The sequence below is a fragment of the Hyphomicrobium sp. DMF-1 genome (assembly GCF_027886585.1).
Classification (GTDB): Bacteria; Pseudomonadota; Alphaproteobacteria; order Rhizobiales; family Hyphomicrobiaceae; genus Hyphomicrobium_C; species Hyphomicrobium_C zavarzinii.
In genome coordinates this window covers 3,321,893-3,336,104 of sequence record NZ_CP115706.1, presented here as the reverse complement: position 1 = coordinate 3,336,104, position 14,212 = coordinate 3,321,893, and the positions used below count along the sequence as shown (strand labels likewise).

Below are 14,212 nucleotides of genomic sequence, written 5' to 3'. Positions count from 1 at the left end.
GCCGCTTGTCTCATCCGCGCGGCAACGCTTGCAGGCTATTTGACTTCGAGAAGATAGAGCGCCCAGACCCACGTCGCTTCCACCTCCTGCGAGACCGCTTTTCCGTCTGTGCCGTGGATCAGCCAGACCGGGCCGCGCCCGCCGATCGACAAAGGCACCCCGTCGGCGCTGACCGCCAGGATCCAGTCGTGTGAGGCCATCTCCTCCGGCGTCAGCTCGACGTTGTAGCCGTCGAGCGCGGTCGCCGCGATCGTGGCATCCGGGGCGACGCCGGCTGCAGCCAACGCGTCGCGCAACCGCGGTCCTTCGAGTTCGATCTTCCCCGGCCAGCCTTCGACGTTGGTTGAAATTTTGGTTTGCGGCAGGGCAGCGAGAGCGGAGAGCGTGAAGGCAAAAGCCTTCGCAAACGTCTTTTCCTTATGCATCAGGAACGCGTCGCGGAACGGGTCGAGCGCCCCGCGATTTGGATGCGAAATCTCGCCCGTGATGGTCAGGATCGATGGTTCTGGCCCAGCGGAGGCGTTCGATGCTCCACCGATCAGCAGCGCGAAAGCGGCCATCGCGACCGAAAGAAACTTCTGCACCCGTGCCTCCTCAGATCACAGTCCCTTACGACTCCAGTCGCGAAGCAAACACCTTGCTGTTCGACGTATCCCAGCCTAGCAGACAATTGCGAAGTCGATCACGGCCTTCGTCACGCTTGGCTGCCAGAGATGCTCGGTTTGAGGCCGTAGGCGGCGGCGATGAGCGCGGCCACGCCGGCGACAACAGCCACCGCAATGTAGCCGAAGGCCGCTGCCACCCACGCGACAATGCCTAGGCAGATCACGTAGAGAATTGCGACGGCGCCTCTACGCGGCTCTTTCCGGAAGGCGAGATAGGCCGCGCTCCCCAGCAGCGGGAGAAAGAGCACGAGATCGACGCGGATGTTGCAATCTGTATCGCACAGGGTGCCGTTGGCCACATAGTACTCGTAGACGGAGTAGGCCCCCCACAAGACCGCGGCTAGGATTCCGGCAGGCCGCGGCCGCTGCACCGCCGCCACCACAAAGTAGAGGGCCATTGCCCCCGCCGCGATCGCAAACGCGTACATGCCTCGTCTCCAGTCAAACGCCAGCGGAACCCAGAATTGTTCGTGCCCAGCCCCGTCGCACAAGCGGGAGGTATTGCTTGCTTTGTTTAAAGCCTTTAGTCCGTCGCGAGGAGCCATAAGTTAACGCCGGATCAACAGTGACCTCTGCCAAGGGAGTCTTCAGATGACGCGGTACCTGATCTCGTTCGACGATGGCACGATGAAGATCCCCGAGGAGGAGTTGGAAGCCGTGGGTGAGGCAGCTCACGCGGTCGTCCACGCCGCGCAGGAGGCAGGAGTATGGATCTTTGGCGGCGGGGTGCAAAGGCAGAGGGCGAGCATTGTGGCCACCGATGGAACGGTTTCTGACGGCCCGTTCCCGGAGACAAAAGCCGTTATAGGCGGGTTCGTCATTCTCGATGTGCCGTCACACGCTGCCGCGCTGGAGTGGGCTGCCAAGTTCGCTGTCGCTTGCCGCTGCGCGCAGGAGGTCCGGGAGATCATGTTCGACCCACTCGTCTGATGGCGGAGCCCGTGATGCCGCCGAACGACGCGAGGGGTGTGACCTTCCGACAATCGCGTCTCTACGGGACTCGCGAAATTTCGGCTTTATGCTAGGCATGCGCTCCCCATGTGGCATGCGAGATGGAGAGAAAATGAAGCAAGGCATGCTGTCCCCATGAAGCGACGCTTCGTACCGGGGGCCTTCCAGCTCAAAGTACTTCGGTCGCACAGTGGCCGGGGTCTTTTCGCCCAAGAACGCATACCCAAGGGATCATGCGTCATCGAATACTTCGGGCGGCCCGCCACGGCCAAACAGATCAAGGAGAACCGCGGGAAATATCTCTTCTGGACAAGCAACGAGAGCATGATCGACGGCAATATACCGGCAAATACGGCTCGCTTCATCAATCACTCGTGCGCACCGAATTGCGAGATCGTTCTCAGCAAACGTCGCATTTATGTCTTCGCGCTCCGCGCGATCGAGCTTGGCGAAGAGCTATCTTACGACTACGGAGAGGAGTATTTCGAGATACATCTCGCAGGAGCCTGCCGCTGCGCAAAGTGTTCCAGGTAACGAACCCCGATGCCGCCGTAGACGGCGCATGAGTCGCGCTTCCACCGGCATCTTCCCATTGCCAATTTCCGGAGAGGCTCGTGGAAGGCAGACCTGTTGCCGCTCGCCGCGCGCAGATGACGATCCTGCTGGGGCTGCGCGCTTTGCATGCCAACCCTGGAGGCGCCAGGGCCGGCGACCGGCGGGAGCAGGGCTCGTCATCGCATGCGAATAAGGCGGCGGTGTCCGCCGCGCTTCGCATTGATTGCCCCGTTAGCTTGCTACGACAAGCTTTTTCATGAGATGCAGATTGCCCTCCAGTTCCTCGAGACGCTGCTCGAGGACGTCGCGCATGCCGACCATGCCGACCACCTTTCCGCTGTCGACGACGGGAACGTGCCGAATATGGCATTCGCCCATCTGGCGCACCACGTCGTAAACGCGATCATTCAGTGAGCAGGTTATGACCTTCCTTGTCATGAGCGCGCCCACGGTCATCTCGTGAAGATTGCTTCGATGCAGCGAGAGCGCATAGGCGATGTCGCGCTCGGAGATAATTCCGGCGATGGAAGTGCCATCGTCGCTGACGACCATTGCGCCGACCCGCTCTTTCTGCAGCTTCCTTGAAAGAGATCCGATCGTTTCGTCGCTCTTGATGGTGTGTACCGGCTTTTTGGAAATGATATCGGAAACCTTGGAAATGCGTCGCTTCATCGGGCCTTCTCCCTTGCGTTTTATGTGATTGGTGCTGACTGGGCTCATGACTGAGGTCCTCAGCCGCGAGCGATGGCGTAATCGCGTAATACGTTTGCCTCCAGCTCGAGTTCGCCAAGCCTGTGCTTCAAGACGTCACCGATGCTGATCACGCCAATCAAACGATTGCCATCGCGGACCGGAAGATGGCGGATGCGCCGCTGCGTCATCACGCTCATGACCTGTGCGATGCTGTCACGCGGTCCGCACGTAATGACGGAACGGGTCATGAGATCGGCAACCGGGATGGCGTAGAGGCCTGCGCCATGAGCGGCGAGGCCAAACGCAATGTCGCGCTCGGAAATGATCCCGTCGAGGGACCAGCCGTCGTCGCTGACGACCAGAGCGCCGACCCGCTCACTCTTGAGCCGCTTGGCGACACACATTGCTGTTTCGTCGGATCGCGCGGTTTTTACCTCGCCGCCCTTATGCTTCAAGATGTCGGAGACCAACATGGTTCACCTCATTTTGCAGGAATGCGCTCGCAGGAGAAAAAATATCCGAGGGGTAGAGAAGCCGGCATTGCATGCTGTGCACGTCGCGGATGTAGGAAAGCAGGTCACGGGGAGGCGCACAGTCCCAACGGTTGAGAAGGAAGATGAATGCGTCCGCGATGGATGTTGTGAGGCCTAGGTTGCGCGGCGACGTGATGTCGTCCATCCGAGGGTAGAGACCCCAGGTCATGAGCCCCGCGATCCCGGCCGCGCGCGCCTCCGCGAGGCTCGGAGCCGAGCTTTCCACGACGAGACAGCGACGCATGTCCATATCGAGCGCGGTGGCAATATTCGAATATGTGCTGGGCCCATTTTTCATGTCGCAATGCGGCTTGAGCGCGATAATCTCTATCGCTCCGCTCAACTCGGCTGGCAGCCGCGTTTCAAGAAGCGTGCGGCAGTTCTCGCTATCGTCGCGCGCCATGATCGCGAGGGTAATCCCCTCTCTTGCGGCCGCATGTAGAAACGGTGCGATGCCGGCGCGAAGTTGCACGCGCCGATGCGCAAAGCGGTCGCGCAATAGAGACGCGTGCCGCCGTTCCATGGCGGCAATCATGTTGGACAAATCGCCGAGATGTCGCGGGCGCACGACGCGTTCTCTGAGGAACGCCTCGATGAGGGCACTGGCGGCCAGCTCCTGGCCGCGGGAATCTCTGAGGAGCTGAGCGTAGCAGGCTCGGTCCCAATGCCACCCGACGCCCGCTTCGGAAAACACGTCGTTGAATGCTTCGCGCCGCGCTTCATGCGTCTCCGCGATAACTCCATCAAGGGCGAAGATTATTGTCCCGAGCGTCATGTGCGGCCCTTTTCCCGTTCGGTTGCCTCAATTGGCGAAGCGCTGATGCCATTCGAGACGAGAAAGCTGGAGAGCGATCGCAGTGCGCGATTTGGACGTCCAATTTGGCTGACAACATGGACGGACAGGGGTACGCTCACACCTGTCAAGTTGGTGCGACTGGGCGGGCTCGTGAATTTCAAATTGCTTTGTAGCGATGAAAGAAAAACTTAGAGGGCCGTTTCAGCGAAATGCCACCTTGAAACAACTGCGCGTTCTTGCTGCAGTTGCGAATGGCGGAAAAATCACGGGCGCAGCCAATCAGTTAGGAGTGACGGCTCCGGCCGTCGCCCTTCAGCTCAAGATGCTCGAGCAGAGCGTCGGATTGCCCCTCTTTGATCGCGCTCAAGCAGGCATGCGACCAACCGACGCTGGGAAATGCGCTCTGCAGTTACATGCCCGGATCGAGGCTGCGCTGGAAGAATGCGATGACATGGTGCGCGCCTTGAAGGGGCTTGAGAGCGGCAAGGCCTCACTCGGTGTCGTGAGCACAACCAAGTATTTTGCGCCCATCGCCTTGGCTGCATTCGCCCGCGACAACCCAAACGTCCAACTCGAATTGCTTGTCGGGAACCGGCAAGAGACGATTGCAGCGCTTGAATGCTTCAAGGTCGACATGGCGATCATGGGCCGGCCGCCGGAAACCGTGGCGCTTGAGAAGCAGGAAATTGGTGACCACCCGCACGTCATTGTCGCCGCGCCAGCTCATCGCTTCGTATCCGCGAAGGGAATTCCCCTAAGGGCGCTCGCTGACGAGACGTTTCTTTTGCGTGAGCCCGAGTCCGGCACGCGCATTCTTAACGATCACATCTTCGCAAAGGCCGATGTAGCGCCGCGGCTTGCGATGGAGTTCGGCAGCAACGAGACCATCAAGCAGGCGGTGATGGCCGGGCTCGGCGTGGCGTTCATTTCGGCCCACACCGTCGCTGCTGAAATTGCGGAGGGACGTCTTGTCGTATTGGACGTCCGGGGGCTGCCGGTCGTCAGGAAGTGGTACCTTCTTCGTCCGAAGGCAAAGAAGCTTCTTCCGGCAGGCACTGCGCTTTGGAAATTCCTGGTGAGCAACGCCAGGGATTTCCTGCCCGACGTTTCGGTGCTCATTCCCCGCGCCAGCCGGCACGCCAGAACGGCTCGCAGCCGGCAAACTTGATCAGGGCTCTCTTTGCGGATCGGAGCTTGTGCTCATGCGCAGCCGCAAATCCGCGATGTGTGCCACGAGAGAAGCAAAAAGAAAGAGAGCGACGATCGTCCAGTCTTGTCCGGCCAGTGCCGCGCGAAGAGCAAGCAGGAGCCCCAGCCCCGGCATTAGCACGCTCACTGCGCCGCGCAGAGACAATCCGACACCGGTTCGCGACTTCGCGAGAACCAGCAGCACGCCTTCCACGGCCATGAAGAGAAGGATCAGGTCGACGATCCGGCCGCTGTCGAAAAGATCCTGCATCGTTTCACCCAAACGGACCGTTCAATTGCACGACCCTGTAATTGAGGAATGCGGCGAAAGCCACCCACGCGAGATAGGGTAGTAGGAGCAGGCTTGCCAGGCGGGAATAGCGTCCGATAACGACAATCGGCACTAGGATCGAAATCCAGAGGATCGCGACCTCGAAGAGCGCCCAATCCGGCCGTTGCGCGGTGAAGAACAGACCGCTCCAAAGCACGTTGAGGACACCGTTGGCCGCAAACATTGCGATCACCCACTCTCGATCGGCGTCAGTCGGCGCATCGCGCCAGGCAATGGCTGCGGAGAGTGCAGCAAGCGCGAATATGATCGTCCACGCGGGTGCGAAAGCCCATCCGGGCGGCTGCCAGGCCGGTTTCGTCAATCCCTGGTACCAGGGACCGGTATCCGTCATGCTGCCGCCGAGGAATGCGATGACGAGCGCGGCCGACCCGGCCGCGAGGACAGGAAGCCAGAGACTGGATCGTGTCACGGCGACACCACCCCGAAAAGGTGCGCAAGATCCTTGAAGAATATCCGCACGTGGGCGAGGGGTTCGCGACGAACGAGCCGCTTGTTCATGTAGGCCTCCCAGGTTAGCCGCTGGACATCGCGGTCCTGACACATGGTAACAAAGCGCTCGCGCCGCTTCTCGTTCCCGTACCAATACTTCTGCATGATGCCGAGGATCCAGAACACGCGGCCGTGCACGCCCATGAAGCGCCGGCGCGCGCTTCGGAGCGCTCTCGCGTCGCCCGTAGCGAGGAACATGGCGGCGGCATCGGCGGCCAGACGCCCGCCCGTCATTGCATAGTAGATGCCTTCCCCCGAAGCCGGTGCGACGACGCCCGCGGCGTCTCCTGCCAAGACGACGTCGCGACCGTTGTCCCAGCGTCGGAGCGGGCGAAGCGGAATGGGAGCCCCTTCTTTTCGGATGGTTTCGGTCGCCGCCAGGCCGGTTCTTTCGCGCAGCGTTCCGACCGCGCTCCGCAATGAGAAGCCTTTGTTGGCACTGCCCGTTCCGATGCTGGCGGTGGTGCCGTGCGGGAAGACCCACGCATAGAAATCCGGCGAGTAGGCGCTCTGATAGTAGATGTCGCAACGCGCGCCGTCGTAGTTCGAACCGTGGACCGCGCGCAGTCCATCCGGAACCTTGACGATCTCGTGGTAGGCGAAGACATAGCGAATGCGGTCTGCTCCGGGCACGGTCTGCCGCGCGACCGCCGACAAGGCACCGTCTGCGCCAACGACGCATCGCGCGCGGACGGTTGTTGTTTCTTCGTGACCCTCCTCGTGGCGGCTTCGATAGGTGATGAGAGGCGCGCCGTCCTCGCTGCGCGAGAAGGCCAGGAATGTTCCGTTGCGGCGCTCTGCGCCGGCCGTCCGCGCGCGTTCCCGCAGCCACTCGTCGAACACGTCGCGATCCACCATCCCGACGTACCCGTTGGCATCGATCGGCATCTCGACCTTGCGCGCGCTGGGAGCGAAAATCCGCGCACCTCCGACCTTCGCAACGATCAGATGATCGGGAATCTCGAATTCGGCGATGAGCTTGGGCGGCACGGCGCCGCCGCAGGGCTTGATCCGTCCGGCGCGATCCAGGAGCAGCACCGAATAGCCCGCGCGTGCGAGGTCGGTTGCGGCCGTCGCGCCGGACGGTCCACCTCCCACGACGACGACATCGAATGCCTCATGAATGCTGGCCATGGCTTCACCCCCGTCCAGATTGAAACGCGACGCTTGCCTTGATCGGTGGTTTGCCCTGAGCGCGTTCCTCCCTGCGAGCAAGCCGCGCCGCCAAAACGGCCGACACGATGAACAGCAGAGCCTCCGCTGCGAACACGAGCGCGTAGGCGCTTGCAGGCTCGGAAATCAAAAGGCGCGCCACGTCGACGGAAGCTGTGCCAGCCAATCCGCCGAGGCCAAACGCAATACCTTGTGCGGCGCCCCAAAGCCCCACGCGGATGCCTTCCTTGCGCTCTCCGCCGGAGGACGCTAGCTCCATCATCGAGCCGATGGCAGCAACGGCGAACGCGCCATTAGCCGCGCCGAGCGCGAACACATTGGCGGAGAGCGGCCAGGAATCGCCCGCGCTGGCGCCGAACGACAAACCGGCCAGCGCGAAAGCCGAAGCGATGCAGCCCCCGATGCACCAGGAGCGTAAGCTCCCCACGCCGCGGCGGGCCGCATACGTGCCGAGCGTGCCCGTCAGAAGCATGCCGACGAGAACTCCTGCATGCTGCACACCGGAAAGCTTGGTCGATTCCCCCGGCGTGTAGCCGAAGACATGCCCGGCGAACGGTTCGAGGATGAGATCCTGGGCGCTATAGGCCAGCATAGAAACGAACACAAAAATCGTGAACGCGCGGGCTTGGTGGTCGGCCCACACATCTGCCAGAGCGCGCTTGAAGGAAGAAACGGTAGCGTTTGGAGCCGCCGGTCTCGCCTCGACAACGTGGCCATCGGCAGGCTCGAGCCGCCAGAGCGCAATCAAAGTTACGGAAATTGCGATCATCGCTACGCCCGCCGTGACAGCGATGAGGCGAGGTGGCGAGTAGGGATCGAGCAGATTTCCGGCACAGATCGTCGTGAACACGATCCCGGCGATCATCATCATCCAGGTGACCATGGCCGCACCGGCCCGTTTCGCGGGATCGGTTGCCGTCGCGAGCAGCGCAAGGAGCGTTGTCCCGGCGGCTCCGACACCTGCGCCGATGAGCAGGAACGCCAGAACCGCGGCGAGTACACCGGCGGTCAGAGACACCCCCATGAGAGCGGTCGCCCCGGCCGCTGCGATTGCGCCGATTGCCAGCACCAGCATACCGGCGATGAGCCAGGGGGTGCGGCGCGCGCCTCGATCGGAGCCATGCCCGAACGCGGGCCTCAGAAGCTGGGTCGCATAATGCAATCCGACCAGCGCTCCCGGTAGTATGGCTGGCAAGGCGAGTTCGACCACCATCACGCGGTTCATCGTCGACGTGGTCAGAACCACGATCGATCCCAGTGCGGCCTGAACAAGACCCAATCGCGCGATGCCGAACCAGCCGAGCTTTTGATGGCTCATGGCGAACCTCCCGGGAACGCGCGGAGCGCAAACGCTGTGACGAGCATGCCTGTGACGTAAAGGCTAACGCCAGTCGCGTTGTACCAAGGGGCCAGAGCGCGAGGATCTTTGAGCAGTTTCCTCATCAGGAACACTTGGAAGGCGAGCGAAGCCAGGACGATCGCGGCATGGACGGGACGATCCCATGCCACCAGCAGGCCGACGACGATGGCCTGCGGCACGGCCATCACGATGCACGCGAAGCGAGCGGCGCGATCGGCGCCGAGTTGAACGGGCAGCGAGCGGACGCCGCACCTCTTGTCCCCTTCGATCGACTTGAAGTCGTTCAGGGTCATGATGCCGTGTGCGCCGATGCTGTAGAGTGCCGCAACGGCAAAGACGCGCCAGTTGGGAAGAGCCCCGGCCATGACAGCCGCGCCGGTGATCCACGGCAAGCCTTCGTAGCAGGCGCCCACCGCCGCATTTCCCCACCATCCGTTCCGCTTCAGGCGAAACGGCGGCGCGCTGTAGGCCCACGCGAGTGCAAGCCCGATCGCCGCAGCGATGAGAACCTCAGTTCCCAGCAATGCCGCAACAGCAAGCGAAAGTGTCGTCCAGACGAGAGAGATATAGAAGCCCCAATCGCCGGGCACGCGACCAGATGGGATGGGTCTGCCTGGTTCATTGATCGCATCGACGTGCCGATCGTACCAGTCGTTCACAGCCTGGCTCGTGCCACACACGAGTGGACCTGTAAGAAGAATGCCCACCGCGATCAACGACCATCGGCCGTCGAGCGCTACGCCGGAACTCGTGACACCACATCCGAACGCCCACATCGGCGGAAACCAGGTGATGGGCTTGAGCAGCTCGAGCACGGCCGAAGCGGACGGTATCGGCGAGGTGGTTGTGTGGAATGCACGCTTCATAGTGTCAATCTATGATGACACTCGGCGTGACGAAAGCGAAAAGTGTCGAACAGCGCGCACACTTTCGTGCAGGCGCGCGTCGGCTGAATTCATGAAAATGGGAGTCGAGCGTGGTGGCGCTCAGTCCTGCTCGTCGTCGGTGAAATCGATACCGTGACGTCTCAGCTTCGAATAGAGGCTTTGGCGCGACAGCCCCAGAACCTCCGCCGCCGAAGCGCGATTGTCGCCTGTCAGCTCCAATGCTGCTTCGATACAGAGCTTCTCGATGACATCTGTCGTTTCGCGCACGAGCTCCTTGAGCGAGACGCGGCCGACAAGACCGGTGAGCTGCTCCACTGAGCGCGGAAGCTCTTTCTTACCCTTTGCCCTCGGGAATTCTTGTCGATTGACCCGGCGAATGGTGAACCCATAGCAGGGGTGCTCGCCGGTCAGCACCGACACAGCCGATATCTCGACATCCTCATAGGAGCCGAATTGGCCGCGAAGGACCGTTGCGAAGTTCTGGACGGCGCCATGCTCGCGCACCGCGGTCGTGAGCGCGTTGACGTCGACACCCGAACGGCCCACCCAGCGATCGAAAAGCTCGCCCTTCGCCTGTTCTTCAGTGGCGAGCTGGACCATGTCGAGGAACGCGGCGTTCACCTTCAGAACCCGGCGGTCGAGATCGGTGACGACGAAGCCGTCTGGCAAATTCTCGACCACCGAGAACAGCTTCGAGACGCCTTTCGGCGCGGTCGCGCCGTCCGCTCGGGACAAGCGAACGAGGAAGTGGGCGCTGGTGTCCTGGCGGAACAGCGACGCAGAGACGAGGCAATCCGTCTTTTCACCATTGAGCTTGACGCTCACCTCGTCCCCGCTGCCGGCCGTGCGCACGGCGGACAGGTGTGCCTGGACCCGTTTGCTCCCTTCGGCGTCGAAAAGTTCGAGGAAATTCCTGCCCGTCAGGCGCTTCGCCGTCTTGTTGAGGAGCTGTGCTGATGCCGGGTTGGCTTCTACGATTTTGAGACTAGTCGAATCCACGATCAGCACCGGCTCGGAGGCGATCTGGAACAACAGCCGGTAGCGAGTTTCGGCATGCCTCAGGCGCGCGTATTCGCGCTCCATCGATTGTTGCGCCTCGACGAGGCGCTGCTGCAACGCAGCGACAGGTCGCAAATCGCGGCCCACCGCGACGAGGCGCGCGCCAGGTCCGATACGAACTGCAGTATAGCGGATCGGGATATCGCCGCGCTTGGTGGGATGGTTGACTTGGCGCCAGCGCGGCACTTCGTTTGCTGCGTTATCCGCCAGCAATTCTTCAATCTTTTGACGGCTTTCCGTCGTTACCGTATCGACCCATGGCCGACCGACCCATTTTTCGAATCCTTCCTTGGCGAGTTCGTCGTTGCCGCACGCGACATCGCGAATGACGCCCTTGGGATCGACCACGAGCGCAATATCCGCCGCTGCCGCTATAAGCTTAGCGGCTATTTCGGCGTCCAGATCTCCCAGAGTTCTTTTGGGGGTCCGGAACACGACTCCTGGATCTCGAGCAAACACAGGGCCAATCCCCACACCAAAGACATCATCGTACTTGGTGGGTTATCAACTTCAGACAGCTTTTGTGTCAAGGAGACTTGATAGTTGACGCGTCGCCGTCTGTGCATCCGTTGCCATGCCGTCCGCACCCACGACCCTCGCGAGATCGGGTTGCGCCAGGAACAAGCGTCCGCCGACGACGATCTGGCATCTGGGATCGGCGGTGGCGCGGCGCAGGTTCTTGATGAACGACTTCAAATCGTCTGGGGCGGTATCGCAGGAAGCCGAGATCCCGATCAAACGGAAAGGCGCGCTGCCCGCGATATCGACAAGGTCTTGTCTGCAATTGGGAATGTCGCCGCAGACAGCCCATCCGTCGCGGCGGAAAAACTCCTGCAACATCGACACGCCAAACGTATGCTGGTCTCCCGGCATCGCAGCCAGCAGAGCCTGTGGGCTTCGACGGCTGACGCGTGTGTCGGCTTGAAAATCGGGCGCCAGCTCGCGCAGGATTTGCTGCAGGCGCGAAGTGGCGATTGTAACTGTGGCGAAATCCGCCGTGTCGTCCACCCACCGTTCCCCGAGAAGACGGGCCGCTGGTGTCAGCAGATTCAAGAAAATCTCGGCGATCGATACGCCTCGCGCTCTTATTCGGCGGACGTGCGCAAGAGACAGGCTCACGCTCTCGCTCGAGACCAGCCGCACCATTTCGGCGATTTCCAAAGCGCTGGGTCGAGGCAGATCTCCCGCTAATGTCTCGGAAGATATCGGCAATATGTCTGAAGAAGAATAGTGGCCCAGCATGAGCCGCGGAACGATCTCTCGTTCGACCGTGTCCTTGAGCACGCGCCGGCGGCTTTCGGTCCAAGGTGATTTGCGGGCACGGGATAGAATGGGCACTGGGCTCTTCCAGCCACTTTCACTATGCGCGATCGGCCACCGCTCGAACTCGACGAGATGCCGTGTGCTGGACATTTATCCCTCCCCCATAGCCGAATACGAAATAACGCTTTGGCTTTGGCTCAGAGGTAGCGCCACGTCGCGTTACCGCTCTGGGTCATGCAGGCAGCAGGCTCGCCGCACGCTGCGTCAGTTAATCACACTTGACACTTCATGCGCAACTTCAATTGGACACAGAGTTGCCCCGTCCATAATTTTTGTAAAGATAAAATTACGTCCAAAATAGTTGACACTCTTTGTGTCCCGGCCGTACTCTGTCTCGACTGTGTGCACCCTTTTCGGGAGCTCGCGCGGGAGGGAAACGAGCGATGCCAAAATCGCCGAAGCCTCGGAGAACACCGCTTTACAGCGTAGCGGAGCGCGAGCGGAGAGATTCGTCCCCGTGGACGAAAGTTCAGGGTGTCCTGGCTATCGTGCAGTTCGCTGTTTTCCTTGTCAGCTTGTCACTGGTGCTCCGCTATCTCGCGACCGGTGACGGCTACTTGGCAGCGACGGTCTCCATCGTCACGAAGACCCTTGTGCTCTACGCGATCATGATCACGGGGTCGATCTGGGAGCGGGATGTCTTCGGTCAGTACCTGTTCGCTCCTGCCTTCTTCTGGGAAGACGTCGTCAGCATGCTCGTGCTGGCCCTCCACACCGCGTATTTGTTCGCTGTATTCACCCATTTCCTCGATGCAAGGGGGCAGATGCTCCTCGCGCTCGCCGCTTACGCGACCTACGCGGTCAATGCGGCTCAGTTCCTTTGGAAATTGCGGTTGGCCCGGCTGGATGCGGGCATCCCATACACGCAGCCGATGACCGGAGGTGTTCGATGAGCTCCTCCTTCGGTCAGCAGGAATCAGGCGTGCCGACTCTGTCCAAGCCCGGATGCGACCGCACAATTCTTCGTGAGCGGGGCCAGCGTGAAGTCTTCTGCGGCCTGACTGGCATTGTCTGGCTGCATCGCAAGATTCAGGACGCCTTCTTCCTGGTCGTCGGATCGCGCACCTGCGCACACCTGATCCAGTCGGCAGCGGGTGTCATGATCTTTGCCGAGCCCCGCTTCGCAACGGCGATCCTGGACGATCGGGATCTTGCAGGGTTGGCGGATGCAAACGACGAGCTCGACCGGGTCGTGGCGCGCTTGCTCGAACGCCGCCAGGACATCAAGCTTCTGTTTCTGGTGGGCTCTTGCCCGTCGGAAGTGATCAAGCTCGACCTCGCGCGGGCGGCCCACCGTCTGACGCGCAGCTACTCTCCCGCCGTGCGCATCCTCAACTATTCAGGCAGCGGCATCGAGACGACCTTTACGCAAGGCGAAGATGCCTGTTTGGCCTCGCTTGTGCCGGAGCTTCCGGAAGCAGGAACCCAAGAGCGATCGCTTCTCGTTGTCGGTGCGCTGTCCGACATCGTCGAGGATCAGTTTCGGCGTTTGTTCGAAGACCTTGGCATATCACCGGTGCACTTCCTGCCGCCGCGCCGCGCCGCAGACCTTCCACCTGTCGGGCCGGGGACGCATTGCCTCCTGGCACAGCCGTTCCTTTGCGATACCGCGCGCGCGCTCGAAGCCCGCGGCGCGAAGATCATTCCCGCGCTATTTCCGATCGGCTCCGAAGGCACGACGGAATGGCTGAAGGCCGCGGCCGACTGCTGGGGAATACGGCATGATCGCCTTGAGGCCGTTACGGCCCCTGGCCGGGCGCGGGCCGCCGCGGCGCTCGCGCGGCATCGGGCGAAGCTCGAGGGTAAGCGCATCTTCTTCTTCCCCGACTCTCAGCTTGAAGTGCCGCTTGCCCGTTTTCTTTGCCGCGAGCTTGGCATGAGGGCGACCGAGATCGGAACGCCGTATCTTCACAAGGATCATCTTGAAAGAGAGCTGGCACTACTTCCGGCGTCCGCCCGCATCAGCGAAGGCCAGGACGTCGAGCGGCAGCTCGACCGATGCCGTCAGGACGATCCCGATCTCGTCGTGTGCGGGCTCGGGCTTGCCAATCCGCTCGAAGCGGAAGGCATCACCACCAAATGGTCCATAGAGCTGCTGTTCACGCCCATCCAGGGTTACGACCAGGCAGGTGACGCCGCAGAGCTCTTTACCCGCCCGCTGTCACGGCGCGAAAGGCTGGAGGTCTAG

At 61.5% G+C, this 14,212-nt stretch carries 17 protein-coding genes; 5 read left to right on the top strand and 12 right to left on the bottom strand.

Going from position 1 to position 14,212, the window contains the following annotated elements; genetic code table 11:
• Positions 1–35: 35 nt before the first annotated feature.
• Together PE058_RS15360 and PE058_RS15355 are read right to left on the bottom strand one after the other, a co-directional pair.
• Positions 36–584, bottom strand: a complete 549-nt coding sequence (locus PE058_RS15360) for a hypothetical protein (protein ID WP_020086049.1) — start codon at positions 582–584, stop codon at positions 36–38.
• 110 nt (positions 585–694) lie between these two features.
• Positions 695–1,093: a hypothetical protein gene (locus PE058_RS15355; protein ID WP_271028808.1), complete on the bottom strand. Its 399-nt coding sequence runs from the start codon at positions 1,091–1,093 to the stop codon at positions 695–697.
• Between the two features lie 163 nt (positions 1,094–1,256).
• On the opposite strand from PE058_RS15355, the gene PE058_RS15350 reads away from it, so the two are divergent.
• Complete coding sequence (locus tag PE058_RS15350; protein ID WP_020086051.1) at positions 1,257–1,595, top strand: YciI family protein; 339 nt, start codon at positions 1,257–1,259, stop codon at positions 1,593–1,595.
• A gap of 156 nt (positions 1,596–1,751) precedes the next feature.
• Entirely contained in the window at positions 1,752–2,150 is a 399-nt protein-coding gene (locus PE058_RS15345) for an SET domain-containing protein (RefSeq protein ID WP_020086052.1), read from the top strand.
• A 252-nt stretch (positions 2,151–2,402) separates the two neighbouring features.
• Here PE058_RS15345 and PE058_RS15340 read toward each other — a convergent pair whose 3' ends face one another.
• Genes PE058_RS15340 through PE058_RS15330 form a run of 3 tightly spaced genes read right to left on the bottom strand, consistent with a single transcriptional unit; the run spans position 2,403 to position 4,172 of the window.
• Entirely contained in the window at positions 2,403–2,843 is a 441-nt protein-coding gene (locus PE058_RS15340) for a CBS domain-containing protein (protein WP_020086053.1), read from the bottom strand.
• A 59-nt stretch (positions 2,844–2,902) separates the two neighbouring features.
• Positions 2,903–3,337 (bottom strand): CBS domain-containing protein, encoded by a 435-nt coding sequence (locus PE058_RS15335; RefSeq protein ID WP_026868046.1) that lies wholly within the window; start codon positions 3,335–3,337, stop codon positions 2,903–2,905.
• The gene (locus PE058_RS15330) at positions 3,309–4,172 is read right to left on the bottom strand and encodes an HAD hydrolase-like protein (RefSeq protein WP_271028807.1); all 864 of its coding nucleotides are present in this window, start codon (positions 4,170–4,172) and stop codon (positions 3,309–3,311) included. The genes PE058_RS15335 and PE058_RS15330 overlap by 29 nt, the downstream gene beginning before the upstream one ends.
• A 238-nt stretch (positions 4,173–4,410) precedes the next feature.
• On the opposite strand from PE058_RS15330, the gene PE058_RS15325 reads away from it, so the two are divergent.
• Positions 4,411–5,361 (top strand): LysR family transcriptional regulator, encoded by a 951-nt coding sequence (locus tag PE058_RS15325; protein ID WP_198011183.1) that lies wholly within the window; start codon positions 4,411–4,413, stop codon positions 5,359–5,361.
• Here the strand turns inward: PE058_RS15325 and PE058_RS15320 are convergent, their stop codons facing one another.
• The 7 genes from PE058_RS15320 to PE058_RS15290 all read right to left on the bottom strand — a co-directional run bounded on the left by PE058_RS15320 (position 5,362) and on the right by PE058_RS15290 (position 12,114).
• Positions 5,362–5,652, bottom strand: coding sequence for a hypothetical protein (locus PE058_RS15320; protein WP_020086057.1), 291 nt, complete (start codon positions 5,650–5,652; stop codon positions 5,362–5,364).
• A gap of 4 nt (positions 5,653–5,656) precedes the next feature.
• A complete protein-coding gene (locus PE058_RS15315; protein WP_020086058.1) occupies positions 5,657–6,142 on the bottom strand; it encodes a TspO/MBR family protein in 486 nt (161 codons plus the stop codon).
• Positions 6,139–7,356, bottom strand: coding sequence for a geranylgeranyl diphosphate reductase (locus PE058_RS15310; protein WP_271028806.1), 1,218 nt, complete (start codon positions 7,354–7,356; stop codon positions 6,139–6,141). Before PE058_RS15310 ends, PE058_RS15315 begins: the two co-directional genes overlap by 4 nt.
• 4 nt (positions 7,357–7,360) lie before the next feature.
• A complete protein-coding gene (locus PE058_RS15305; protein ID WP_020086060.1) occupies positions 7,361–8,713 on the bottom strand; it encodes a BCD family MFS transporter in 1,353 nt (450 codons plus the stop codon).
• Positions 8,710–9,621, bottom strand: coding sequence for a chlorophyll synthase ChlG (gene chlG / locus PE058_RS15300; RefSeq protein ID WP_020086061.1), 912 nt, complete (start codon positions 9,619–9,621; stop codon positions 8,710–8,712). Before chlG ends, PE058_RS15305 begins: the two co-directional genes overlap by 4 nt.
• Positions 9,622–9,741: 120 nt before the next feature.
• Positions 9,742–11,103 (bottom strand): transcriptional regulator PpsR, encoded by a 1,362-nt coding sequence (gene ppsR, locus PE058_RS15295; RefSeq protein WP_271030620.1) that lies wholly within the window; start codon positions 11,101–11,103, stop codon positions 9,742–9,744.
• A gap of 108 nt (positions 11,104–11,211) precedes the next feature.
• Positions 11,212–12,114, bottom strand: a complete 903-nt coding sequence (locus tag PE058_RS15290; protein ID WP_271028805.1) for a cobalamin B12-binding domain-containing protein — start codon at positions 12,112–12,114, stop codon at positions 11,212–11,214.
• Between the two features lie 293 nt (positions 12,115–12,407).
• Here PE058_RS15290 and bchF point away from each other — a divergent pair, with 293 nt between their 5' ends.
• Both bchF and PE058_RS15280 read left to right on the top strand, forming a co-directional pair.
• Positions 12,408–12,917, top strand: coding sequence for a 2-vinyl bacteriochlorophyllide hydratase (gene bchF, locus PE058_RS15285; protein ID WP_271028804.1), 510 nt, complete (start codon positions 12,408–12,410; stop codon positions 12,915–12,917).
• Positions 12,914–14,212 carry a ferredoxin:protochlorophyllide reductase (ATP-dependent) subunit N gene (locus PE058_RS15280; protein ID WP_271028803.1) on the top strand — a complete coding sequence of 433 codons (1,299 nt, stop codon included), beginning with the start codon at positions 12,914–12,916 and terminating at the stop codon, positions 14,210–14,212. Before bchF ends, PE058_RS15280 begins: the two co-directional genes overlap by 4 nt.

What these genes read in the sequence shown, in the direction of transcription:
- PE058_RS15340 (WP_020086053.1), bottom strand. Translation starts at nt 2,843, where the DNA reads ATGAAGCGACGCATTTCCAAGGTTTCCGATATCATTTCCAAAAAGCCG.
- PE058_RS15335 (WP_026868046.1), bottom strand. Translation starts at nt 3,337, where the DNA reads ATGTTGGTCTCCGACATCTTGAAGCATAAGGGCGGCGAGGTAAAAACC.
- bchF (WP_271028804.1), top strand. Translation starts at nt 12,408, where the DNA reads ATGCCAAAATCGCCGAAGCCTCGGAGAACACCGCTTTACAGCGTAGCG.
- PE058_RS15305 (WP_020086060.1), bottom strand. Translation starts at nt 8,713, where the DNA reads ATGAGCCATCAAAAGCTCGGCTGGTTCGGCATCGCGCGATTGGGTCTT.
- chlG (WP_020086061.1), bottom strand. Translation starts at nt 9,621, where the DNA reads ATGAAGCGTGCATTCCACACAACCACCTCGCCGATACCGTCCGCTTCG.
- PE058_RS15310 (WP_271028806.1), bottom strand. Translation starts at nt 7,356, where the DNA reads ATGGCCAGCATTCATGAGGCATTCGATGTCGTCGTCGTGGGAGGTGGA.
- PE058_RS15345 (WP_020086052.1), top strand. Translation starts at nt 1,752, where the DNA reads ATGAAGCGACGCTTCGTACCGGGGGCCTTCCAGCTCAAAGTACTTCGG.
- PE058_RS15330 (WP_271028807.1), bottom strand. Translation starts at nt 4,172, where the DNA reads ATGACGCTCGGGACAATAATCTTCGCCCTTGATGGAGTTATCGCGGAG.
- PE058_RS15355 (WP_271028808.1), bottom strand. Translation starts at nt 1,093, where the DNA reads ATGTACGCGTTTGCGATCGCGGCGGGGGCAATGGCCCTCTACTTTGTG.
- PE058_RS15350 (WP_020086051.1), top strand. Translation starts at nt 1,257, where the DNA reads ATGACGCGGTACCTGATCTCGTTCGACGATGGCACGATGAAGATCCCC.
- PE058_RS15280 (WP_271028803.1), top strand. Translation starts at nt 12,914, where the DNA reads ATGAGCTCCTCCTTCGGTCAGCAGGAATCAGGCGTGCCGACTCTGTCC.
- PE058_RS15290 (WP_271028805.1), bottom strand. Translation starts at nt 12,114, where the DNA reads ATGTCCAGCACACGGCATCTCGTCGAGTTCGAGCGGTGGCCGATCGCG.
- PE058_RS15320 (WP_020086057.1), bottom strand. Translation starts at nt 5,652, where the DNA reads ATGCAGGATCTTTTCGACAGCGGCCGGATCGTCGACCTGATCCTTCTC.